The 22,553-nt window shown below is 71.1% G+C and carries 21 protein-coding genes and 1 riboswitch; of the genes, 7 read left to right on the plus strand and 14 right to left on the minus strand.

Annotated elements, in window-relative coordinates; all coding sequences use genetic code 11:
• Positions 1-512: 512 nt before the first annotated feature.
• The 4 genes from SACTE_RS31070 to SACTE_RS31085 form a co-directional block, all read right to left on the minus strand.
• Positions 513-1,520, minus strand: coding sequence for an ABC transporter substrate-binding protein (locus tag SACTE_RS31070; RefSeq protein ID WP_014049985.1), 1,008 nt, complete (start codon positions 1,518-1,520; stop codon positions 513-515).
• Positions 1,521-1,538: 18 nt separating this feature from the next.
• On the minus strand, positions 1,539-2,300 hold the full coding sequence (locus SACTE_RS31075) for an ABC transporter ATP-binding protein (protein WP_014049986.1): 762 nt from the start codon (positions 2,298-2,300) through the stop codon (positions 1,539-1,541).
• 64 nt (positions 2,301-2,364) lie between these two features.
• Positions 2,365-3,408, minus strand: a complete 1,044-nt coding sequence (locus SACTE_RS31080; protein WP_026359121.1) for an iron ABC transporter permease — start codon at positions 3,406-3,408, stop codon at positions 2,365-2,367.
• Positions 3,409-3,550: 142 nt separating this feature from the next.
• Positions 3,551-3,679: riboswitch (cobalamin riboswitch) on the minus strand.
• A 167-nt stretch (positions 3,680-3,846) separates the two neighbouring features.
• Entirely contained in the window at positions 3,847-4,608 is a 762-nt protein-coding gene (locus SACTE_RS31085; RefSeq protein ID WP_014049988.1) for an SDR family NAD(P)-dependent oxidoreductase, read from the minus strand.
• 189 nt (positions 4,609-4,797) lie between these two features.
• Between SACTE_RS31085 and SACTE_RS31090 the strand changes: the two genes are divergently transcribed.
• Positions 4,798-5,661: a helix-turn-helix transcriptional regulator gene (locus tag SACTE_RS31090; RefSeq protein ID WP_014049989.1), complete on the plus strand. Its 864-nt coding sequence runs from the start codon at positions 4,798-4,800 to the stop codon at positions 5,659-5,661.
• A 508-nt stretch (positions 5,662-6,169) separates the two neighbouring features.
• On the opposite strand, the gene SACTE_RS31095 is transcribed toward SACTE_RS31090, so the two are convergent.
• A complete protein-coding gene (locus tag SACTE_RS31095) occupies positions 6,170-7,030 on the minus strand; it encodes an oxidoreductase (RefSeq protein ID WP_014049990.1) in 861 nt (286 codons plus the stop codon).
• Positions 7,027-7,317, minus strand: coding sequence for an Atu4866 domain-containing protein (locus tag SACTE_RS31100; RefSeq protein WP_014049991.1), 291 nt, complete (start codon positions 7,315-7,317; stop codon positions 7,027-7,029). The genes SACTE_RS31095 and SACTE_RS31100 overlap by 4 nt, the downstream gene beginning before the upstream one ends.
• Before the next feature lie 129 nt (positions 7,318-7,446).
• Between SACTE_RS31100 and SACTE_RS31105 the strand changes: the two genes are divergently transcribed.
• The 5 genes from SACTE_RS31105 (at position 7,447) to SACTE_RS31125 (ending at position 12,622) form a co-directional block, all read left to right on the plus strand.
• Positions 7,447-8,289 (plus strand): helix-turn-helix transcriptional regulator, encoded by an 843-nt coding sequence (locus tag SACTE_RS31105; protein WP_014049992.1) that lies wholly within the window; start codon positions 7,447-7,449, stop codon positions 8,287-8,289.
• A 606-nt stretch (positions 8,290-8,895) separates the two neighbouring features.
• Positions 8,896-9,756, plus strand: coding sequence for an ABC transporter permease (locus SACTE_RS31110; RefSeq protein ID WP_014049993.1), 861 nt, complete (start codon positions 8,896-8,898; stop codon positions 9,754-9,756).
• 51 nt (positions 9,757-9,807) lie between these two features.
• Positions 9,808-10,857 (plus strand): ABC transporter substrate-binding protein, encoded by a 1,050-nt coding sequence (locus SACTE_RS31115; protein ID WP_014049994.1) that lies wholly within the window; start codon positions 9,808-9,810, stop codon positions 10,855-10,857.
• The gene (locus SACTE_RS31120) at positions 10,844-11,662 is read left to right on the plus strand and encodes an ABC transporter ATP-binding protein (RefSeq protein WP_014049995.1); all 819 of its coding nucleotides are present in this window, start codon (positions 10,844-10,846) and stop codon (positions 11,660-11,662) included. Before SACTE_RS31115 ends, SACTE_RS31120 begins: the two co-directional genes overlap by 14 nt.
• A gap of 60 nt (positions 11,663-11,722) precedes the next feature.
• Positions 11,723-12,622, plus strand: a complete 900-nt coding sequence (locus tag SACTE_RS31125) for a TauD/TfdA family dioxygenase (RefSeq protein ID WP_014049996.1) — start codon at positions 11,723-11,725, stop codon at positions 12,620-12,622.
• Between the two features lie 363 nt (positions 12,623-12,985).
• Here the strand turns inward: SACTE_RS31125 and SACTE_RS34700 are convergent, their stop codons facing one another.
• From SACTE_RS34700 to SACTE_RS31150, 6 genes are all read right to left on the minus strand, one after another.
• Positions 12,986-13,156 carry a hypothetical protein gene (locus SACTE_RS34700; RefSeq protein WP_014049997.1) on the minus strand — a complete coding sequence of 57 codons (171 nt, stop codon included), beginning with the start codon at positions 13,154-13,156 and terminating at the stop codon, positions 12,986-12,988.
• A gap of 29 nt (positions 13,157-13,185) precedes the next feature.
• Entirely contained in the window at positions 13,186-13,542 is a 357-nt protein-coding gene (locus SACTE_RS31130) for a PRC-barrel domain-containing protein (protein WP_014049998.1), read from the minus strand.
• A gap of 287 nt (positions 13,543-13,829) precedes the next feature.
• Positions 13,830-14,837 (minus strand): sporulation-delaying protein SdpB family protein, encoded by a 1,008-nt coding sequence (locus tag SACTE_RS31135; RefSeq protein ID WP_226995197.1) that lies wholly within the window; start codon positions 14,835-14,837, stop codon positions 13,830-13,832.
• Positions 14,838-14,848: 11 nt separating this feature from the next.
• The gene (locus SACTE_RS31140; RefSeq protein WP_014050000.1) at positions 14,849-15,442 is read right to left on the minus strand and encodes an SdpA family antimicrobial peptide system protein; all 594 of its coding nucleotides are present in this window, start codon (positions 15,440-15,442) and stop codon (positions 14,849-14,851) included.
• 107 nt (positions 15,443-15,549) lie between these two features.
• The gene (locus SACTE_RS31145) at positions 15,550-16,158 is read right to left on the minus strand and encodes a sporulation delaying protein family toxin (protein WP_019993248.1); all 609 of its coding nucleotides are present in this window, start codon (positions 16,156-16,158) and stop codon (positions 15,550-15,552) included.
• A 507-nt stretch (positions 16,159-16,665) separates the two neighbouring features.
• The gene (locus SACTE_RS31150; protein WP_037759018.1) at positions 16,666-17,064 is read right to left on the minus strand and encodes a MerR family transcriptional regulator; all 399 of its coding nucleotides are present in this window, start codon (positions 17,062-17,064) and stop codon (positions 16,666-16,668) included.
• Positions 17,065-17,233: 169 nt separating this feature from the next.
• Between SACTE_RS31150 and SACTE_RS31155 the strand changes: the two genes are divergently transcribed.
• Positions 17,234-18,178 (plus strand): hypothetical protein, encoded by a 945-nt coding sequence (locus SACTE_RS31155; RefSeq protein WP_014050003.1) that lies wholly within the window; start codon positions 17,234-17,236, stop codon positions 18,176-18,178.
• Between the two features lie 195 nt (positions 18,179-18,373).
• Here the strand turns inward: SACTE_RS31155 and SACTE_RS31160 are convergent, their stop codons facing one another.
• Both SACTE_RS31160 and SACTE_RS31165 read right to left on the minus strand, forming a co-directional pair.
• On the minus strand, positions 18,374-21,262 hold the full coding sequence (locus SACTE_RS31160; protein WP_014050004.1) for a phosphatase PAP2 family protein: 2,889 nt from the start codon (positions 21,260-21,262) through the stop codon (positions 18,374-18,376).
• 194 nt (positions 21,263-21,456) lie between these two features.
• Positions 21,457-22,305 (minus strand): DUF3626 domain-containing protein, encoded by an 849-nt coding sequence (locus tag SACTE_RS31165; protein ID WP_014050005.1) that lies wholly within the window; start codon positions 22,303-22,305, stop codon positions 21,457-21,459.
• Between the last annotated feature and the right edge of the window lie 248 nt (positions 22,306-22,553).

The raw sequence follows: 22,553 nt of genomic DNA on the forward strand, positions 1-22,553 counted from the left end.
CCCGGTTACGCGCGGATGAAGCTCCACCAGCTGAGACGACGGCCTCACACCGCGCGGCGCCACCGGGCCCCGGCGGCACAGCGGATCCGTCAGCGGACCGGGCCCGCACGGACGCGCGGCCCGCATCCTGGCCGGCGCACCGCGGCGTCCGGACGGAGCGGGGGGTGCCCGTGCGCTCACCCGTGCCCGCCGTGACGGTGACTGCCGTGCCGGCCATGCGTCCACGTTCTCCTCTCCGCGCGTGGGCGGCACGCGGAGGAGCCCGGACGGGCACGGCCGGGCGAGGCAGAGTGGACGGGATCGCGAGCCGGCCCGTCCCCCCGGCGTGCGGCAGGCGCGCTCACCTCCCGCCCTCCCGGCGACCGGCCGGTGTGCTGCCGGCCCGGCCGCCTACGGCGCTCGGAGCGGTGCCGTGCCGACCAACCTCGTCCTCGTGCCCTCGCGTAGTCGGTGGCCCGGCACCGACTACGCGAGGGGCGTTGTCCGGGGCGGACCCGCCCCGGCCCGTGCGCTCAGGAACCGTCGGCCACCTGGCGCAGATACGCGCCGAGCCGCTCGATGGCCGAAGGGTTGCGGGGGCTCTCGACGAGATCGGCGTAGTCCAGCGTGTAGATCCGCTTGTGCTTGACCGCGGAGACGTTGCGCAGCGGCGGGTAGGAGAGCAGGAAATCCTTCTTCTGCTGCCCGCTCGTCGAGCCGTAGTCGTTGATCACGATGACGTCCGGGTTCCTCTTCACGACCGTCTCCCAGCCGACCGTCGTCCATGAGTCCTTGAGGTCGTGCAGGAGGTTGACGCCCCCGGCCTCGCTGATGATCTGCTCGGGTGCGGCATAGCGCCCCGAGGTGAAGGGCTGGTCCTGGCCGCTGTCGTAGAGGAACACCGAGGGCCTGTCCGCGTCCTTGGGGGCCTTCGCGTGGACGTCGGCAACCGTTGCCTTGTACTGCGTGATCAGCTTCTGCGCGCGCTCCTCGACGCCGAAGATCCTGCCGAGGTTCTCCAGGTCCGTGTAGAGCGCGTCGAGCGGCGGCATGATGCCGCGCGAGGTGCCGGTGCGGGCGTTGCGGCAGGACTCCGTGAGCAGATACGTGTCGATGCCCGCCTCGTGCAGCTCCTCCGGCGTCAGCGCGTTCTCGTTGAAGCCGTAGTTCCAGCCCGCGAAGACGAGGTCCGCGTGTGCGGAGAGGGCCATCTCCTTGGTGACGCGGTCCTTGGAGAGCCACTTCACCTTGTCGTACGCGTCCCCGTAGGGCAGGCCGTCGACGGAGCCTTTGTCGGCGGGCATGACGTAGCCCGCCATGTGGTCCTCCAGGCCGAGCGCGAACATGAGCTCGGTGATGCCGACGTCGTTGGTCACCACCCGCTCGGGGCGCTTGTCGTAAGTGACCTTCTCGCCGCAGTTGGTGACGGTCACGGCCTGCGGCTCGGTGTTCTTGTCGGCGGGTACGACTTTCGCGCCGCAGCCGGTCAGGGTGAGGACGGCGGCGAGGCCGAGCGAGGCGGTGGACACGAGCTTGTGCACAGGGGCCTTCCGGGGGTGTCAGGGAGTCAGCGGATCGAAGAGGAACTGGGTGGCGCCCGTTCCGGGGTGGCGCACCCGGTGCGCCCTCACGCCGAAGACCTCGGCGAGCAGCGCGGGGGACAGGACCTCGGCCGGAGGGCCCGAGGCGACGACGCGGCCGCCGTGCAGGACGTGCAGCCGGTCGCAGTGGGCGGCGGCGAGGTTGAGGTCGTGCAGGGCGGCGAGCACGGTCGGGCCGCTGGTGCGGACCCGGCGCAGCACGTCGAGCTGGTGGGCTATGTCGAGGTGGTTCGTGGGTTCGTCCAGGACGAGGACGCGCGGCTGCTGGGTGAGCGCGCGGGCGATGAGCACCCGCTGCTTCTCCCCGCCGGAGAGCGACAGGAAGCCGCGCGTGGCGAGGTGCGCCACCCCTGCCTGCTCCAAGGACCGCAGGACGATCTGCCGGTCGCCTGCGGCGGTGCGCTCGCGGTGCGGCAGGCGGCCCATCGCGACGACCTCGGTGACCGTGAAGTCGAAGTCCGCGGCCGACTCCTGCGGCAGCGCGGCGAGCAGGCGCGCCGCGGCCCGGGGCGCCATGCGGTGCACGTCCTCGCTCTCGACCCTGACGACTCCCGCGTCGGGACGTCGCGCCCGGTAGACGCACCGCAGCAGCGTCGACTTCCCGCTGCCGTTGGGCCCGACCAGTCCCACGAAGGTTCCGGTGGCCGCGCCGAGGGTGACCTCGTCCACGAGCCGCGTGCCGGCCACCTCGACCGAAACGCCTTCGATGTCGAGCCGCACGTCTCCTCCTTCACATGGGGCCTTGATACGGGGTACAACACGTGGTGCTGCGGGACGTCCGAGTTCAGCGCCCCGTGAGCGCGTGTCCGCCGCGCCGCATCAGTAGCAGGAACGCGGGCACGCCGAGGGCGGCAGTGACCACGCCGACGGGCAGCTCGGTGGGCGCCAGCAGCACCCGCGACAGGATGTCGGCCCACACGAGCAGGACCGCCCCGGTGAGCGGCGCGACCGCGAGTACGCGCGTGTGCGAGGCGCCCACGAGCATCCGCACGAGGTGCGGAACCATCAGTCCGACGAAACCGATCGCCCCGCTCACGGCGACGACCGTGCCCGTCACGGCTGCCGTGACGACGAACAGCTCCCGCCGCAGCCGGTGGGGTGGCACGCCCAGCGCCGCCGACGTCTCGTCCCCCATGGAGAGAGCGTCCAGGGCGCCTGCCCGCAGCTTGAGCCACAGCCAGCCCGCCAGCACCGTCGTGGCCGCCAGCGGCACCTTCGGCCAGGTCGCCCCGCCCAGGCTGCCGAGCAGCCACATCATCGCCGCACGGGCCGCCTCGCCTCGCTCGGCGCCGAAGACCATGACGGTGGTGACGGCCTGGAAACCGTAGGCGAGCGCTGTGCCGGTCAGGACGAGCCGCAGTGGACTGAGGCCGAGCGGGGAACGGGCCACCGCGTAGACGAGCAGGGTCGCGGCGAGCGCCGACACGAAGGCGGAGAAGGAGAGCGCCCAGACGCCGAGACCGGCGAGCGCGCCGAACAGGATGACCGCGTTGGCGCCGACGGCCGCGCCCGAGGAGATACCGAGCACGAAGGGGTCGGCCAGCGCGTTACGGACCAGCGCCTGCACCGCGACACCGACCGCTGCGAGCCCCGCGCCGACCACGGCCGCGAGCACGACGCGCGGGAAGCGGATCTCCCACACGATGGTGTACGCCCCCACGTCGCCGGCACCGAGACTCCCGCCGCTGAGGCCGGCCCACATGAGCCGCAGCACCTGGCCCCAGCCCATCCCCGTCGCCCCGAGGCCGACCCCGCACACGAGCGAGAGGGCCAACACGAGGGCGAGTCCGACGACCAGTGGCGGGGTCGGTACGCGCCCGCGCGACACGTCGGCGGGGGGAGAGGGAACGGCAGTGCGGGGCAAGGCGGGCGCACATCCTCCGGGTCGGTGTCACCGGGGGAACGCACAGGGCACCAGGAGGGCCCGAAGGCTCTGAGGGGTCCCTGCTCGCAGTCCGCGGCGAGCGGTTGACGGGTTGCCTACCTGCCGCGGGTGATCGGACTCGCGTGGCCGGCACGGGCCACGCACACCGTTGCGGGACAGCGCCGGACTCTCACCGGCTTCCCCCGCGGGAGGCACGGGAAGCGTAACAAGCCGGAGTCAGGGGCCGGACAGGCGGATGCCGCTTACCGATGCCGCCCCTCCCGTGTCAGGAGCCAGAAGACGTATCCCGCTTCCTCCGGGCTGGGTGCGCGGGTGCCCCGGCGCGAGCCTGGGCGCCCGGCCCCGCTCGCCCGAGCTCGGCGATCGCTGGGCCCCGGGGAGTCAGCTGTCGCGGCCGGGCAGCATGGCCAGGGCCTGCGAGCGTTGCGCGACGAGGTCGTCGTAGCTGCCGTCGCGCTCCGCCCAGCGGTGCATGAGTGCGGCCTTCACGACGATCTCGCGGGGGGTGGGGTCAGCCGAGAGCAGGTGCATGACCTCGGTGGCGAAGTCGTCGAGCGGCAGCGCGTGCGGGTTCACCTTCTCCTGGCCTGCCGTGGCGACGGCCGGGGGAACGAGTTCGACGACACCGACGCCGGTGCCGTCGAGCTGCGCGCGCAGTGCCTCGGAGTAGGCGTGCACGGCGGCCTTCGAGGCGGCGTAGGTGGGCATGGGCGGGAAGGGCAGGAAGGCGATCCCGGACGTGACGGTGACGAACGTGCCGGCGCCTCGCCCGACCAGATGCGGGGTGAACGCGTCGATGACCCGGATGGTGCCCATCAGGTTGGTGTCGACCGTCATCTCTGCCGCCTCGAAGTGCGCGGGATCGCGCAGGTCCTCCAGGAGCATGACGCCCGGCATCGTCACCACGGTGTCCAGGTCGGGATACCGCGCGAGCACGGTGTCACGGGCGGACGCGACGGAGTCACTGTCGGTGACATCGATACGGATGGTGCCGAAGCCCTCTCCGGCGAGTTCCGAGAGTGCCTCCGTGCTGCGGCCGCCGACGGCCACTGTGCTCCCCGCCGCCGAAAACCTGCGGGCCAGCTCCCGCCCGATACCCGAGGTTCCACCGACGACGAGAACGGTGCGGTCGGAGAGATCCATGAGGTCTTCCCTTCGGTCCAGAGCGCTCGCGGGTTCGGGCCTGCGGCGCCCACGGTGATGTTCTGCGGTCTTTCGCAGAACGCTGTTCCCTCAGTCTCGGAGGCATCCGCCGGGTGCGGCAGGGCCGCCGTCTTCCCTGGTCCTGTCAGGGCCCCCGCTGAGACACGCGCACCGCATTACGGTGTCGGTATGAAGGACGAGGAATCCGGCAACCGGCTCGGCAGCTATCTGCGTGCCCGGCGTGAGCTGGTCTCCCCTGCGCAGGCGGGCATCCCGCCCGGCGGCAACCGCCGGGTGCCCGGACTGCGCCGCGAGGAAGTGGCCCTTCTCGCCGGCATCAGCCCCGACTACTACCTGCGCCTGGAGCGGGGCCGCGACAGGAACCCCTCGCCGCAGGTACTCGAATCACTCGCACGGGTCCTGCGCCTCGACGACGTCGAGCGGACGTACCTGCTCGGCCTCGTGGCAGCACGCCCCAGGCCGCCGCGCCGCAAGCGCCCCGAGCACGTACCGGCGCGGGTGCACCAGCTCCTCGCCCACCTGCAGATCCCCGCGTTCGTCGAAGGTCGCGCTTTCGACGTCCTGGCTTCCAACGCCATGGCCGTCGCGCTCTCCCCGCGCCTGCGGCCCGGCCTGAACCGGCTTCGTTCCTTCTTCCTCGATCCGGAGGAACAGGCCTTCCACCAGGACTGGACGAAAGCTGCGGCCGGCTTCGTCGCAGGTCTTCGCACCGCCATCGGGGACGACACCGACGACCCCCGGTTCGTGGAACTCGTCGGAGAACTCGCGCTGGCCAGCCAGCGGTTCCGTACCCTCTGGGCCCGGCACGACGTCCGCAACCTCGACGGAGGCACGACCACCGTCCACCACCCCGTCGTCGGAGACCTACGGCTGCACCGCGACAAACTCCCCATCGACGACGTCATCCTCGTCGTCTACTACCCCGACAAGGACAGCGGCAGCGACGAGAAGCTGCGCCTTCTCGCCGCACTCTCACACTCCGGGCCCACCGGCGCGGCGCACAGCGAGTCGCCGGACACCCCGCACCCGTAGACGTCATGGCGCGTACCGGCCGTCCGAACGCGCGCGGTGAGCCGCCGGTGCGTGCACGGTCCGTCGTGTGACGGACGAACAAGCCGGCCTCGAACCGATGAACCACGACGTCAAGAAGACCCGCTCCTGTCATCGCAGGAACGGGTCTTCTCGTGGAGCGCTGGGCAGGCCTTGCACCTGCATCTCCCCGCGGGAAGCGGGACGTCTTTCCTTGGACGACCAACGCACGGGCAACCGCACCGCCGAAACGGTCCGCCGCTCTCAAGATCCACTATAGCCCAGAGTCGCACGCGTACCGCACGGCGCCGTCGGCCTTGCCGGTCGTCGCCCCGGCCGCACAGGTCGGATCAGCTCCGGCGCACGACGGGCACCGACGCACAGCCGGGCGTCCCGGCGTGCCTGACCGGGCGACTTCCCGCTGCCCACCGCCCGGCCGTCGACGACCGCGAGCCAGTCGCCAGGGGACAGCTCCGCCCCAGGGAGCCGTCCCTACGTCCCCGCCGGGCGCCTACTCGCCCGTATCCTCTTTCCGGGGGAAATCGGTCGAGCGGGAGAGGTCCTCCCAGGCATCCAGGTCGCCGTCGACGGCGTCGCGTCCGGCGCGGACCAGACGCAGCGCGTCGGAGCCGAGGACGAGGTGGGCGGGCGGATCAGGCGTGTCGAGGATGTGCAGAAGGGCGGCGGCCGCACGGGACGGATCGCCGAGCTGCTGCCCGTCGGCCTGTCGGCGGGCGGCGCGGATGGGCTCGAAGAGAGCGTCGTAGTCGGGGATGCGGCGCGGCGCGCGGATCATCGAGCGTCCGGCCCAGTCGGTGCGGAAGGACCCGGGTTCGACGGCGGTGACGTGGATGTGGAAGGCGGCGACTTCCTTGCCGACGGCTTCGAGGATGCCTTCGAGCGCGTACTTGCTGCCGCAGTAGGCGGACACCCCGGGGAAGGCCGCCAGACCACCCATGGAGGTGACCGCCAGGATGTGTCCGCGTCGGCGCCCGCGCATGAAGGGCAGGACGGCCTGGACGGTGGCTGCCGCGCCGAAGACGTTGACGTCGAACTGGGCGCGCAGGGCGGCCAGGGGCGTCTCCTCGAAGGTCCCCTCCAGGCCGTAGCCGGCGTTCGCGATCAGCACGTCGACGGGGCCGACGGACTCCTCCACCTCGCCCACCACGGCCAGGACGGCTTCGTCGTCGGTGACGTCCAGGACGCGTGCGTGAGCACGCTCGGGACAAAGGGCGGTGAAAACGGCCGCATCGGCCTCGTTGCGGACGGTGCCCACGACGGTGTGACCGGCGTCCAGGGCCGCGATGGCGAAGGCGCGGCCGAGGCCGCTGCTGACGCCGGTGATCAGGAAGGTCTTGGCCGTGCGGGTCACGCTGCTTGCTCCTTGCGCAGGACGAGGTGTTCGTGGAAGAGCACACCGTCCCGGATGTCGCCGGTGGCGGTGAAGCCGGTGTCGTCGACGTAGTCGAGGTGGCTGCCGGTCACGGTGTAGCGGCCGGTGTAGGCACTGGGGCGGTTGCCGCGTGCCTCGTCGTAGCGGCCGTCGGCGCGCAGCTCCTGCCGGATGTGTCCGTCCGCGGTCACCCACATCCCGACCACGTCCACGTCGCCGGTCCCTTGCCCGGGGGCTTCCTCCTGCCGGCTCGGCCGGTTGCTCATCGTGCGTTCCTCTCTCCTCGCGGGTGCTGACCACCAGCGTGGGCGGGCCGGGGGGCAGGTGCCAGGACGAGTCGTGCCTGGGTACGGCGCACCCAGGCAGGCGGCCAGGGGGCGCCTTAGCCTGGAGAGGTGACCAGCAACGACCTCGGAGATTTCCTGCGCGCCCACCGAGCCCGCCTGCGGCCCGACGACGTCGGGCTCGCCTCCTTCGGCGCGCGCCGGGTGGCCGGGCTGCGGCGGGAGGAGGTCGCCGTCCTGGCCGGCATGAACAGCGACTACTACGCCCGCCTGGAACAGGGCCGCGAACGCAGCCCCTCGCCGCAGATCGTCGAAGCGATCAGCAGCGCGCTGCGCATGGACGAGGAAACCCGGGAGCATCTGTACCGGCTGGCGGGCACCGCCCCGGAAGGTCAGCGGCCGCAGCCTCGCGAGACGGTCACTCCCGCGCTGCGCCAGCTGCTGGACGGACACCCGGGCGCCGCGGCGTTCGTCCTGAACCCGGCAACCGACTTCCTGGCCTCGAACGCCCTGGCCGTCGCCCTGTTCTCGGCGTTCGGCACGATGGACAACATGGCCCGCATGACCTTCCTCGACCCGGCCGCGCGGAGCTTCTTCGCACAGTGGGGGCGGGCGGCCGAGGCCGTCGTGGCCGGACTGCGCCACGCGACCGGCGTGGACCCGCACTATCGGCGCCTGCACGACCTCGTCCGCTCCCTGACCGAGGCGAGTGAGGAGTTCGCCGCCCTGTGGGCCTCTCACACCGTCCACGGCAAGACCCGCGACGGCAAGGAGCTTGTGCACCCCGACGTCGGGCCCCTCGAACTCACCTACCAGACCTTCGACGTCCGTGGAGCGCCGGGCCAGCAGCTGGTGATCTACCACGCCGAACCGGGAAGCCCGAGCGCCCAGGCGCTGTCCCTGCTCGGTAGCCTCCACGCCACCCGGCACAGGGAGCCCTCCGCGGAGCGGTAGGACGCTTTCGCCCTGGTGACCACCGTCCGCCCCTGGACACGCCGGACATGCCCGGATCGACCGCCACCGCCGGACTGGGGCCCCGCCGGGTGATCCCGGATACCGGCGGCCCGGTCTCCGGTGCCGCGTGGAGGTTCTCGACCGTCCGCGTGCGCCCCGCGGGACGGCGTCAAGGGACCCGGTTCCGGGGTAGCCCGCCCCCACCCGCTCGCGCAGAGCCCACGGCAAGCCGGCATCTCGCGGTGGGTGGACGGTCGTTGACGGCTACGGACTCGGCGCACAGCGACTCCCCGCCCCTGTCCAGAACGTGGGACGAGTCTTGGTGGGCCGCCGGGGCTGCTGTAGAAATGGGCCCTATGAACGACGAGCCCTTGGTGCGACGCCTGGTCATCGACCTGTGCCGACGCCCGGCTTCGTGTTGTTGCTGAACCCGCGTTCCTGACGCTCCCCGCCGGCCGGTGATCTCGCCCGAGCCGCTGTGGCACCGCACCCGTCATCAGTGACGGGGCAGTTCTCCCCGCCCTGATCCGCTCCCGCCCAGGGCTGTCCCGCTCACGCCGGTCGGCACCTCGACCACCGTTCCCGGCGCCCCTTGGAGGCCGTCCCATGTCCTCGGCAACACGTCTGCGAGAAGCCGGTACCGGCGCCGGTAAGGACCTGGCGCGGCGACACCCGGGCGCCCCGTCCCGAATACGCCGAGCCGCACTTCCGCTCGGATCGCTCCTGCTCTTCCTCGTCCTGTGGCAACTGCTTGCCGTGAGCGGGACGTGGAGCCAGACGCTGGTCCCGCCGCCGGCCAAGGTCTGGGACGCGTTCGTCGCCGTGTCCACCACGCACGACGGTGTACGGGGCTACAACGGCACCTACCTTCTGGAGCACCTCGGCATCAGTCTGCGGCGCATCGCGCTCGGAGCCGGGATCGGCATCGCCGCCGGGGTGGTGTTCGGCCTGCTCATGGGGACCGTCCGCTGGGTGCGTTCGCTGTTCGAGCCCTGGATCACCTTCCTGCGGACGCTGCCGCCGCTGGCGTACTTCTCGCTTCTCATCATCTGGCTCGGCATCAACGAGGAACCGAAGATCACCCTGCTGGCCGTCGCGGCCTTCCCGCCGGTGGCGGTCTCCACCACCACGGCCGTCGCCGCCGTGCCGAGCAGCCTGGTCGAGGCGGCCCGTGCCCTCGGCGCCTCGCGATGGGACGTCGTCAGGGACGTCCTCGTCCCGTCCGCTCTGCCGGAGACGCTCACCGGTGTACGGCTGGCCGTCGGCGTCGCCTACTCCTCCCTCGTGGCCGCCGAGTTGGTCAACGGGCTGCCCGGCATCGGCGGCATGGTCCGGGACGCCGCCAACTACAACAACACGCCGGTCGTGCTCGTCGGCATCATCGCCATCGGCGTATCCGGTCTGGTCATCGACGGTCTGCTGCTGTGGCTGGAACGCACCGGCGTCCCCTGGCGCGGCCGCGTCTGACCGCCCCCCGCTGTCCCGAACTCCCGTCCCCCGCACAGAAACGGCCCCGTGATGTCCCGAGTCCCCCAAGGTCCCTCCCGTCGACTGCTGCTCGCCGGCGCCCTCGCCGCCGCCTCGGCGGCCGTCGCCGGCTGCTCGTCGGACGGTGGCGGATCATCCGGTGACGCCAAGAAGCTGACCATCGGTTACTTCGCGTTCCCGAGCGGCGACCTGATCGTGAAGAACGGGAAACTGCTGGAGAAGGCGCTGCCCGACCACACGATCACATGGGTCAAGTTCGACTCCGGAGCCAGCGTCAACCAGGCGTTCCTCGGCAAGTCCCTCGACATCGCCGCCCTCGGATCGAGTCCTTTCGCCCGGGGCGTCTCGGATGCCTCGCCGATCCCCTACAAGGTCGCCTGGATACTCGATGTCGCCGGGGAGAACGAGGCGCTGGTCGTCCGGAAGGACACCGGTGTCTCCGAGGTGGCCGGACTCAAGGGCAAGACCGTCGCCACGCCCTTCGCCTCCACCTCGCACTACAGCCTGCTCGCGGCGCTGGAGGGTGCGGGGCTGAAGCCCTCCGACGTCAAGCTCGTGGACCTGCAACCGCAGGCGATCCTCGCCGCCTGGCAGCGGAGCGACATCGACGCCGCCTATGTCTGGCTGCCGACCCTGGACGAACTGCGCAAGACGGGAACACAGCTCACCAGCAGCAAGCAGATCGGTGCTGCGGGCAAGCCGACCCTCGACCTGGCCGTGGTGTCGGACGACCTGATCGCCAGGGACCCGAAGGCCATCGACGCCTGGCGGAAGGTCCAGGCCGAGGCGCTACAGCAGCTCAAGTCCGACCCGGAGGGCTCGGTCAAGGCCGTCTCGGCCGAACTCGGCATCAGCGCGGACGACGCCCGGGCCCAGCTCGCACAAGGCGTGTTCCTCACACCGGAGCAGGTGACCTCCGCCGACTGGCTGGGCACCGACGGCAACCCCGGCAAGCTGCTGTCCTACGTCACCGACACCGCCAAGTTCCTGGCCGGCCAGAAGCAGATCGACACCGTGCCGTCGGCCGACGCCGTCCGCAAGGCCTTCTACCTCAAGGGACTGCCCGATGTCCTCAAGTGAGACGACGACGGCCGCCGAGCGCACGACGGTCGGACACGACGGCGCCGTAAGGATCGAGGACGTCGTCCACCGTTACGGTCGGGGCCGCGAGACCGTCACCGCCGTGGGGCCCGTCGACCTGACCGTCCCCGCCGGAGAGTTCGTCGTCCTGGTGGGTGCCTCCGGATGCGGCAAGAGCACGCTGCTCCGGCTGATCGCCGGATTCGAACAGCCCACCCACGGCAGCGTGCGGGTGTCCGGCGCCGCACCGCACCCCGGTTCGTCGGCCGGCGTCGTCTTCCAGACGCCGCGGCTGTTCCCGTGGCGGACCGTGCGGGGCAACATCGACCTGGCGCTTCGGTACGCAGGTGTCGACCGCGCCCGATGGCCCGAGCACCGGGAGCGGCTGCTGGCCCGGGTCGGCCTGGAGGGCACGGAGAAGCGCCGCACCTGGGAGATCTCCGGCGGACAGCAGCAACGCGTCGCGATCGCCCGGGCACTGGCCGCCGAAAGACCCCTCCTCCTGCTCGACGAGCCGTTCGCGGCGCTGGACGCGCTGACCCGGGAGCGGCTCCAGGAGGACGTCCGCCTGGTGGCGGCGCAGACCGGGCGGACCACGGTCTTCGTGACCCACTCGGCCGAGGAGGCGGTGTTTCTCGGCTCCCGCATCGTCGTACTGACCAAGGGGCCCGGCACCGTCGCCCTGGACCTGCCGATCGACCTGCCGCGTGGTGACGTCGACGCCGAGGAGCTGCGGACGTCGCGGGAGTTCGCGGAACTGCGAGCCCGGGTCGCCCACGCGGTGAAGTCCGCGGCCGCGGACTGAAACCACCCCCTTGCCGCACCCTCCGTGTCCACCCGAGAATCGAAGGAAGGAACACGCATCATGAGCATCCTCAGCGTTCGCCCCGAGGTCGAGCAGCTTCCGCTCACCCCGTTGGGCCCGAGCTTCGGCGCCGAGATCCGCGGCATCGACCTGGGCCGCCTCGACGACGACCAGGTCCTCGCGCTCCGCGAGGCGCTCGTGCGGTACAAGGTGCTGTTCGTCCGCGGCCAGGACGGCCTGGACGACGCCGCGCAGATCGAGTTCGGCAGGCGCCTCGGGGAGGTCACCGTCGGACACCCGGTGCACGACTCCCGGGACGTGGCGCCCGAGGTGTACTCACTGGACAGTCAGGACAACGGGTTCGCCGACGTGTGGCACACGGACGTGACGTTCGTACGGCGGCCGCCCGCGATCTCCGTACTGCGGGCCGTGGTGCTGCCGCCCACCGGCGGCGACACCAACTGGGCCGACAGCCAGCTGGCCTACGCGTCGCTCTCGCCGGGCCTGCGTGCCTACGTCGATACGCTCACCGCCGTCCACGACGGCACGCGCGAGTTCGGCTACTACCTGGCCCAGCACCGGCAGGGCCGGGGCAACCTGTGGGAGGGTGAGGTCTTCACCGAACTGGCCCCCGTCGAGCACCCGGTGGTACGGGTGCACCCCGAGAGCGGACGCAAGGGCCTGTTCGTGAACCCCGGCTTCACCTCGCACATCGTCGGCGTGTCGGAGCACGAGAGCCGCGGCATTCTCGACATCCTCTACGCCCACCTCACCAAGCCGGAACACGTCGTACGCCACCGCTGGCAGCCCGGCGACGTCACCCTGTGGGACAACCGGAGCACGGCCCACTACGCCAACCGCGACTACGGCGACCAGCACCGGGTCATGCACCGGATCACGCTGCGCGGAGACATCCCCGTGGGCCCGGACGGTGTACCGGGTGAAGGCGGAGCCGCGTAGACACCGCTCCCGGTCCGGGCTGATCCCGCTCGAAGGACACCGCCGGCTCCGCCTCCGGACGCTTCGCGTGGTCCGCGGCGGGGTCCTCCGGAAGGGCCTTGTCCGACGGCCTTTCCGGAGTCTCACCCGCGCCGTCCGGCCGGCCAGTCCCCGGTGCGGGCGAAACGCTCGATGACGGCCTCGTAGGGCGCGGGGCGCGATGAGCGTGACGACGCTGCCCCGCATCCCCACCTCGCTCATCCGCGCCACCAGGCGGCACGTTCCCCGGAAGTTGGTGCCGTTCGCCGGCCCGGCGTCGATCCCGTGGCGGGGACGGCCGCCACCCCGTCGGCGACGAGTGCCGTCGGCAGCGCACCGGTCCGGTTACCGGACGGGGCGGCGACCGGAGCGCTGGGACCAGCGCACGGCGATGAAGACCACCGCGACCACGAGGACGGCGATGCCGATGAAGAGCAGGTAACCCAGCCCTTCCGCGGCCACACCGACGATCCCGAGTACGACGGCGACCAGAACGAGGAACAGGAAAATCGCCACGAACAGACAACTCCTCAGATGCGCGACGGTCAGCGGCGGGCGAGCTGACGCTCACCGCCCGCACCCGGCTGGTAGTCCAGTCCGTAGTGCTTGAAGATCTCCTCCTCCGCCTCGGCGGGCAGAACATCGTCCATTCCGATGGACGGCGCTTTCTTCACCAGCGACTTGTCGTAGGAGACCCGGACGTAGTCCGGACCGAGGGTCACCTCGTCGAGCGGCACGAAGGCCAGCTGGTGACGGGTGGGCAGGCCGATGCGTACCGTGGCCATGGCCGGCTCGTCGGTGCTGGTGTCCACGTAGATCGCCTCGAGCAGGCCGATCTTGCGGTCCTTCGCATCGACGACACTGTAGTTGCGCCACTCACGAATGTCAGCTGCACGAATCACGATTCGGCCTTTCCAAGGTGCTCCGGCGCGGGCAGGGTCCGCAGTCCGTTGAACTGCGCAGCCGCTCATCGCGCCATGCTATCGGGGACCCTTCGCCTCGCGGTGTTCACGAGGCGGAGAAATGCCCGCCGTCAAGGCGTCCACGCGCACGTACGCCGATCCTGATCACGGGTCATGCATCTGTTGTCAGCGTAGTCGGTCGTCCTGGGCGCCTTCTTGCGGGCGATCGCATCGCGCTGCGCACGGGGGCGTAGGGCGGATGCGGGTTCGCGAGCAGGACGTGGTCCCTACCGCTCGGAGCCGACGGGCGCTGACGGTCCTGGAGGCGCTGAGGGCGAGGCGTGTCGCGGGGGCTCCTGCTCGTCCCTCGCCTCCGGTTCCACGGCGTCGTCCTTCACTGCCGCGAGGGCGGGGGCGGCGGTGCCCCGCCGGAGCAATTCGCGGACGGCCTCGGGCGGAGTGACGTGCAGATGCGAGCCGAGGGGGAAGCAGAGCACCACCAGTCCGCCGATCATGGCCAGGGCGAAACTCCACAGACCCATCATCACGGCGATGGAGAGGTGGAGGAGGACTCCCGCGGCGAACAGACGCCAGCGCCAGCGCTGCGCGAGCAGCAGGCTCGCCGCCAGACCGATTTCGATCAGCAGCGGGACCCAGGTGAGCAGTGCGACACCCAGGGGGGACGCGAGTACCGGGTCGACCAAGGGCCGGAGTGGGCCGGGTGCGCCGAAGGCAAGGCTGTGCCCCCAGTACCACATCGCGGTGCCGTCGGCCCACTCCGCGTGGGGCAGTTTGGCGACACAGGATTGGAAATAGAGGAAGGACATCTGGACGCGTACGAGCACCAGGCCCGTCGCCCCGAGCAGTACGGCCCGGCGGTGGCGCGAGGCGGCCCCCTCCTGGAGTGCCTGCCAGTGCCAGCGCCGGGGGTCGCCGAGTGCGGTGAGGGCGAGCAGAGAGGACAGGACCACGGTGACCTGGTCGCCGCCGTCGGCGATGGCGATCCCGGAGAAGAAGCTGAAGGAGACCCAGGCATGCGGAAGCGCGGTCCACCTGGGACGCCATCCGGAGGCCACGACGAGGAGGACGAGGACGCACAGCCATCGGGTCGCGGTCAGACCGTCCTCGGGCGCCAGACAGAACACTCCGGCCCGCATCGGCCCCGTGCAGATGGGATAATCGCCCTGCGTCGCCACGGGACGGAACAGGGTCCCCGTGCTGCTGAACGCCATGGTGCCCAGCGTGCCCAGCGCCAGGAGCGTGCGGGCCAGCCCGTACACGTTCGTCCAGGGCACCGGTATCGCCCTCAGCACGAGACGTCCAGCAGGATGGCGCTCTCCGGCGTGTGGGCGGCGGGCAGGAGGTCGCGCCAGGCCCACGGCGTGGGTTTCTGCTCGATCACCGCTATCCGCCCGCACAGAGTCGGGTCCGGTGTCCTGTTGGTGACCGGGGTGGCTGCCCGGGCCTTCTCCAGGCACTCCGGGACCGGACTCAGTTCGCAAGCGGTACGGGTGGCCTTGCCCGCCTCATGAAGGAGCAGCGCCGTCTCGATGCCCTGGGAGCGCGAGACCCGGTTGAATCCATGTTCGGAGTGGCGGCCGAGCGAGGCACTCGACCAGGTCGAGCCGGACCAGCGGAATGGCTCGAATTCCGGGCTCCGTGCCGACTTCGTGAAGAACGCCCAGCCCTGCGGTGCGACGGTGACCGCGACGGGCTTGACGGACTTCTGGCCGGGCAGCGACAGGACGTTCTTCGGCAGCTGCGTCTGCGCCACGTACAGGGCGACGACGACGCACACAGCGGCGGTCCCGGTGATCCACGCCCGGGGTACCTCCACGGCGTGCCGGGCGGACACGGTGACACGGCCGCTCGCCCTGGGCGGGGAATCCTTCCACCACATACTGTTCGTCTCTCCATGGGTTCCGGACGTACGCGCCGGCTCCGGGCCCGGCCGGCGGCGCGCCGGTACCCGGAGCCAGCACGTGCTGGTGGACGTGGTGCTCTCCGTCAGACGGTGCGCAGTACCTTGGTCAGCCCCGCCACGAGTTCGTCCCTCGTCAGGTTCTCCATCGGTGCCTCGCTGTCGACCACCACATTGATGACGGCGGCGGCGTTGATGAAGAAGCCTCCGGTCGCCACGGCGACGGCCACCGCGGCTACCGCCACGGAGACGACCAGGACCACGCAGGCTCCCGTGTCGCCGGGGACGGATCCGTTCGAGTCGGAGACGTCGATCAGGACCTGGGAGACGGCGGTCATGGCCTGGTCCACGAGCCTGGGATCGCCGCTGCGTGACTTGGCCGAGAAGTCGGCGAAGATGCCGGGGGACTTCAGCTCGATCTTCTTGACCAGCTCCGCCACGGCACGGACGGCCTTGGGGTTGTCGTTCACACCCGGTTCGATGCCGTTGAGATTTCCGTCGGCCGCGAGCTTCGCGGCGACCGGCCCCTGGCCGAAGAAGAGCCCGGCGAAGAGCTGGTGGCCGTCCTCGGTGGCCGAGAGCTTCGGTCTCTCCGTCGCCGCCGAACCGGCTCTCTCGGCCGTGGTGTTCACGCTCGTGGGTGCCGCGTTCGCGCTGCCGATGGTGGTGAACGCCGCCGCGCCGGTTACAGCCACAGCCGCAACGATGCTCACTATTCGCCCATAGTGCTTCACAGATCGTTCCCCTTTCGGAGGAAGTTGTGTTGACCTTGTGCGAGACGGCGCAATCCTGGCGGCTGATGTGCCGTCAGGACAAGGTGCATCTGAGTCGGAACTGACCTGTTTCAGCCACATCTCATGCGCTCTCCACGGGCGGAACAAAGGCTTGAGAACGGGTCACTGTCTGGGGCTTTGCTGCCGTCGAGGGATGATTTGTCGGCAATGCTGGGGGCGGTATACGGCCTGCGGCCGGGGAGGGGGTCGAGGCCGCGCCCTGTCCGTCGCCGGTGTGGGGGAGGGCGCGCGGCTCCACATGTGTGCCGAATCCGCCGCGGTCACATCCCGCTTCGCCGCCGGGCCCGGGGACGGCGGCCCGATCGGTACATGGGGCGTTCATCCCCCTCGTACGGCAGAAGACCAACAGGGCGGCCACTGCAACAGTCTCGGCACATGCGGGGCCGCCCGCGGAGGTACAAGGCTCGATCAGTCTCCTGGGGCGGTCTCCGGGGCGGCCTCGTTCCGGCAGGGGCGGCCGGTGAGGAGGTTGGTGGTGGCCCCGGTGATGACGGAATCGAGCCTGCTTCGGACATCGAGCAGTTCCGCGACCTTGCCGTCGATGCGGTCCCGTTCCGCCGCCAGGCGTTCCAGCAGCTCCGGTGTGGCGTCGCCCTCGACGACGCACGGCAGCAGTTCGGTGATCACTTTGCTGGACAAACCGGCGGCGTAGAGCTGCTGGACCAGCCGGACGCGGTCCACCGCGCTCTCCGCGTAGTGCCGTTGGCCGCTGGGGCTGCGCTCCGAGGTGAGCAGGCCTTGCTCCTCGTAGTACCGCAGCGCCCGGACGCTGACATCCGTCCTGCCGGCGAGCTCGCCGATCCGCATCATGATCACGCGCCTCCTGTGCGAGATGGACCGTACGCCTTGCCCCTGACGTCAGTGTGAGGTTTTAGCGTAACCCGTGACGCGGGAGGCCCCACCGCAAGCCACAGCGCGGGCCGCCCGGCATCCCCACCAACGGCACGGACGTGCAGCAAACAGGAAGAGGTACCTCATGGCGATCGCGGACACGGCGTCGACCGGCATTCCCGTCACCGCCGCCACCCCCGTCATCTCGGTCAAGCCGCTCGTCCTGCCCGCGCCGGACCGCGGGCAGGACCTGCGCGTACGGGTCTCCGCGCCCGCCACGGGGCGCGACCTGCCGATCGTCCTCCTCGCACACGGATTCGGCTCGTCGCTGGAGGGCTACGGCCCCCTGGCCGACCACTGGGCCGCCCACGGCTTCGTCGTGATCCAGCCCACCCACCTCGACTCCAGGACGGTGGGCCTTGCCGCGGACGACCCCCGCAGGCCGCGGATGTGGCGGTACCGCGTCGAGGACATGCGGTGTGTACTCGACCACCTCGACACGCTGGAGGCGGCGGTCCCCGGTCTGGCCGGCCGTCCCGACCGGAGCCGCGTCGCCGTCGCCGGACACTCCTTCGGTGGCCAGACGGCGGGCGTCCTGCTGGGACTGCGCGTCCACGACCCGGAGACCGGCGCGGCGGAAGACCTCTCCGACGCGCGAGTCAGGGCGGGCGTGCTGCTCGCCACCGCGGGCAGGGGCGGACGCGACCTGACCCCCTTCGCGGCGGAGAACCTGCCGTGGCTGAGGAAGCCGGACTTCACGCACATGACCGCCCCGGCCCTCGTGGTCGCCGGGGACCGGGACGACTCGGCGCTGACCGTCCGGGGAGCGGACTGGACGGCGGACCCGTACGTCCTGAGCCCCGGCGAGAAGAGCCTGCTCACCCTCTTCGGGGCAGAGCACTTCCTCGGCGGAATCTCCGGCCACGAGGTCACGGAGACCACCGACGAGAACCCCGCCCGCGTCGCCCTGGTCCAGCAGGTCACCTGGGCCTACCTCCGCCACGCTCTCGGCGTCGACAGCGCCGCCTGGACGGCGGCACAGCGGGCCCTCGCCGTTGACCATCCGCTGGGCCGGCTCGAATCCAGGTGACGCACGGGAGAAGCCGCCCGGTGGGCCCCGTCGTACCGGCCGGTGGAGACGCGGGGGCCGAGAGCGCCCCGCGCAGCCGCCGGAAGCCGCACACGACCACGCCGGCGGAGGCCCCGCCGGTCGGACCAGCGAGGCCTCCCACCACCACGTCCGGCCCGAGGACGGCGCCGGCCGCCGGACCCCACGGGCGGGTCTCTACCGTCCGACGCGTACTCCCTCGGCATTCACCCGTACTCCGTCGACGGTGAGCGTGCCGTCACGGTGCGCCGTGACCTCGGCGGCCATCGCCGCCGCGAGGTCGATCCGCTGCCAGCTTCCCCCGTCGCCCTGCTCGTCCAGCACGGAGCCGGAAGGAAGCTGGGTGGCGGCGAGGACCGTGCGGCGCTGGTTGTCGCTGAGCTTCGGGTGGGCCGTGCGCAGCAGGTCCTCCGCCCCGTCCGGAACGGCCGGTGGCAGGCCCTCCGCGCCGACGCGCGGGTAGCCGTAGGTCAACCGCTGCTTGTACGTACCGAGCGCGTCGGCCGTGGGCAGGTACGGCTTCCCGGCGGCGGCGCAGCGCGCCGGTGGACCGCCCGCCCCGACCTCCCGGCACTTCTGCGCGAGGACCGTCTCCAGCTCCTCCTTCGACTGCTCCAGGAGCGTCCGGAACCCCGGGTCGGACCACCGCAGTTGAGCGGTCTTCTCGCCGACGACGCGGCCGCCCATGATGTCGGTCGGATAGTGGAAGGCCAGCAGGATGCGGTTGTTGCCGTACTCCGAGGCGCGCGCGAGGATCTGCGGCGCCAGTTCGGGCAGCAGGGTGGCGAGGACGATGCCCTGCGCATAGCCGTGGCTGGTGTGTCCGCTCGGGAAGGAGCCGTCGCCCGCGAGACCGGCGTAGCCGCCGGGACTGTCCCACTGCTCGATGAGGCCCTGGTCGTTGCGGAAGCCCATGCGGACGAAGGGGCGCTTGTAACGGTAGTTGTTCTTGGCGGTCTGGTACCAGTCGGCGGAGGAGTCCGGGGTGTGTTCGACGCGGCCGGACAACAGGGCTTCGGTCTTGGGCAGTTCGCCGTTCTTCAGCGCCTGTTCGTAGAGGCGGCCGAGAGTGCCGCCCAGTCCGTCCGCCATCGTCCGGTACGGCCGGCCCGCACCGTCCACGAGCGCCTTGTGCACCTGGGGATCGGTGGGCCCGGAAGGGGCGTTGTTGATGTCGACGACCGTCCGGTCGTTGAGCGCGGTCAGCTCCTCGTACGTCGTGCCCTTCGGCAGCGTCTCGTTGGCCCCCATGACCGCGGGGGTGTCCCGGGCGGTGTCGAACGAGCGCAGCAGCCAGGTGAAGTAGTCTTCGCCGCCCGGCGCGGTGGGCTGTGTGTCGGAGGGGTAGGACGTGCCGAGCTGTTCGTCGGTGAAGGGCAGGGAGTCGGCGGTCTGTGCGAGTGAGCGGAGCCCGAAGTAGGCGTCTGAGCTCGTGCCGTTGCACTGGTGGACCTCGACGGCCAGCGTGTTGGTCCCCTCGCGCAGGGCGGTGACCGGGACGCCGAAGTGGGCGGTGACCGGGTCGCCCTCGCCGGACGTGCCGTCCGGGGTCTCGTACTGGAGGTTCTTCTCGATCTGGCCGTCCCCGTGGCCGGCGACGCGGCGGCCGTTGAGATAGACGGTCACGGTGTCGTCGTAGACGACCGTGCCGAGCAGCCCGGTGATCGCGTCGAGGGAGGTGCGGTCCATCGAGAAGGAGGTCCGGAAGAAGTACGCCTCGAGGCTGTCGCCCGCGTCCTTACGGAGCGTCAGTCCGGTACGGACGGGGAAGTCGGCGCCGAGGTCGGTGCCGTCGTTCTTCGCACCGAAGGGGCCGGCCGCCTCCTTCCAGGGGACGTCTCCCGGGTCGAAGCCGGTGCGGGTCCACGCCGTGCGGTCCCCGCCTCCGCGTGCCGGGTCGACATCCGGGGTGTCGAGGTAGCTCCAGGTGGTCGATTCGTCGACGACCGCCTTGCCGATGCGGAGGTCGTCGATCCAGCCGGTGGGCTTCGCTCCCGACGTGGCGTGCGGGTCCTCGTAGCGCAGCCGGATCTCACTGACGCGCTGACCGGCGAGGGCACCGAGGTCGGCCGACACGGTGGTCCACTCACCCGGGACGACCGTCGTGCCACCGGACCCCGCCCGGTGGGTGCGCGGGTGCCGGCCGTCCCGGTCGGTGAGGACGACGTCGAGCGCGACGTGGGCGGAGGCGGCGTCGTCCGGGCGGATCGCATAGCTCAGACGGGAGGTGGGCACGAGCGGGACGTCGAGCCCGGAGCGCAGGACCACCGTGGAGGAGGCCGGTCCGGACGCGAGGACGCGGCCCGCGTACCGCAACGCGGCGGAGCCGTCGGCCGCGCCCACCGCATCGGCGCTCTCGACCTCTACCCCCAGTGCCGAGGCAGATGACCCCGCGGAGCTGCGCAGGGTCCAGTCGGCGAGCTGGAGCTTCTCGCGGTCGGCGGCCGGACCCTCGCACCGGTCGGAGCAGTTGTCGGTGATGCGGAGCTGGTAGTGGCGGTACGCGTGCACGGTGCCGAGCGGGTAGAAGTTGCTCTGCCCGCGGGCGCCGAAGCGCTGTCCCTTCTCCTGGTCCAGGACCTTCCACGAGGAGTGGTCCGCGTCCTTCGCGGCGAGGTCGCTGTCGCTGCCGAGCACGGTCCAGGCGGCGGGATCGCGTGGTGGCGCGTCGTTCGCGGAGGTGAGCGAGTAGCCCGTGACGGCCGCCGGAGTGCGGAGGGAGTAGATCGCGTGGACGGGTCCGGCCGCGGTGGGCCGTCCGCTGTCACGCGCGTACCACTTGGTGCCGGGGTCCTGATCGGCGAGGCTCCTGACGCCTTCCGTCGCGCTCGTGTCGTTGGGGTGATCGGAGCGTACGCCGCTCACGGTGGTGGTGACACGGGCGGTCTCGCCGCGCAGATTCCGGGGGTGTCCCTGGGCCGGGAATCCGGCGGGCCGGGGCGTCCCGGGCTCGTAGGACGTGGCCCAGAACCCGCCCACCTCCGGTGGCGCGCCGGCTCGGTGGCCGGTGTCGGCCGTGGCCGACCCGGCTCCGAGTGAGCCCGCCAGGAGCACGGCCACGACCACACCGGCTCCCGTACCTCGTCCACGTCTGGTGAACACCCGCACGACTCACCTCTTCCCGTCAGACAACGTTGTCATCACTCAGTGAGCCTGAGGGGTTGCAGGGAGCATGTCAATGACCCGGTGTCCGCGTGTCCCGTTCGGCCGGTGGGGGCCGCCTGGCCGCGCTCTTCACCGGTGCGGCCCTCGACGGCCGGTCACCCGTCGTCCACGGGCGTCCCGTACCGCGCCAGGTAGTGCCACACCTTCTTGACCGCCTGGGGGTCGTGGCGTCCGGTCCGGTCCGCGTCCCCGATGGCGCGGGGATCGAGCACGCCGTCGACCGCGATCCGCGTGCCCAGGTCGACGTACTCCTGACCGCGGTAGCCGGGATGACGGCGGAGCTCGCCGACAGTGAGACGGACACCCGTGTGCCATTCCACGGGGCAGCCGAGACGCCGGGAGGCTGCCTCGACGGCCGTGCCTCGGTAACAGGGGTCCAGAACCAGCGCCTCTACGTGGCGGTCCAGCCGTACCGGCCCGTGTATCTGCGCCTCGATGTAGTCGTCGAGGTCGTCCTGACGATCGTCGAGGGCGAGGCCGATGAGGCCCATGCGGTCCGCCACGGCGAAATCCGACGGCTCCAGGCAGCTGTCCGGGTAGCAGAACGTGGTCCGCGCCATGGTCCCGGCCGTCAGCCGGAAGTGGGCGGAGCCGAAGCGCGGCGCCCCGCCGAGCGGCTTGCGGCGGAAGTCCAGCGCCCCGTAGACCGGCCGCTCGTGCGCGGGCGCGTCGTCGTACGCCCCGCCGAAGATCCGGCTCTCCCAGCGCCACCTGTCACCACCGGGATACGCGCTCAGCCCGCCGTTGCCGATGCCCGTGACGAACTGCGAGTGGTAGACGCCGTCCTCGGCCAAGGCGTCCAGCAGCAGCGTGCCGCGCAGCAGACGGTCCGGGTGGAAGTTGAGGGTCACCCGCAGCATCGGATCCACCGGAAGGCCCGACGCCAGTCCCGCGACGTGACGAAGGGCCTGCTCCGGAGCCTTAAGGGAGCCCGCGTAGGTCATCCGCGCAGTCTTCCGCAAGCCGGTCGACCGGTGCACGCGCATTTGCGGGCCGGTGAACCCCGGGACGGGAGAAGGGCATGAGGAATGTCGCGGAGCCGCGCGGGGGTGCGGGGGCTTCCCCAGGAAGCGGCGGGCAGGCGACAATGCGGAATGACGGGGCGCCACAGGATGTCCCGCCGGACGAACGGGGGACCCATGATCGTCGTTCTTTCCGTCGTGGCCGTACTCGCGGTCGCGGTCGGGGCGTG

Source organism: Streptomyces sp. SirexAA-E, assembly GCF_000177195.2.
GTDB classification, from domain to species: Bacteria; Actinomycetota; Actinomycetes; order Streptomycetales; family Streptomycetaceae; genus Streptomyces; species Streptomyces flavovirens.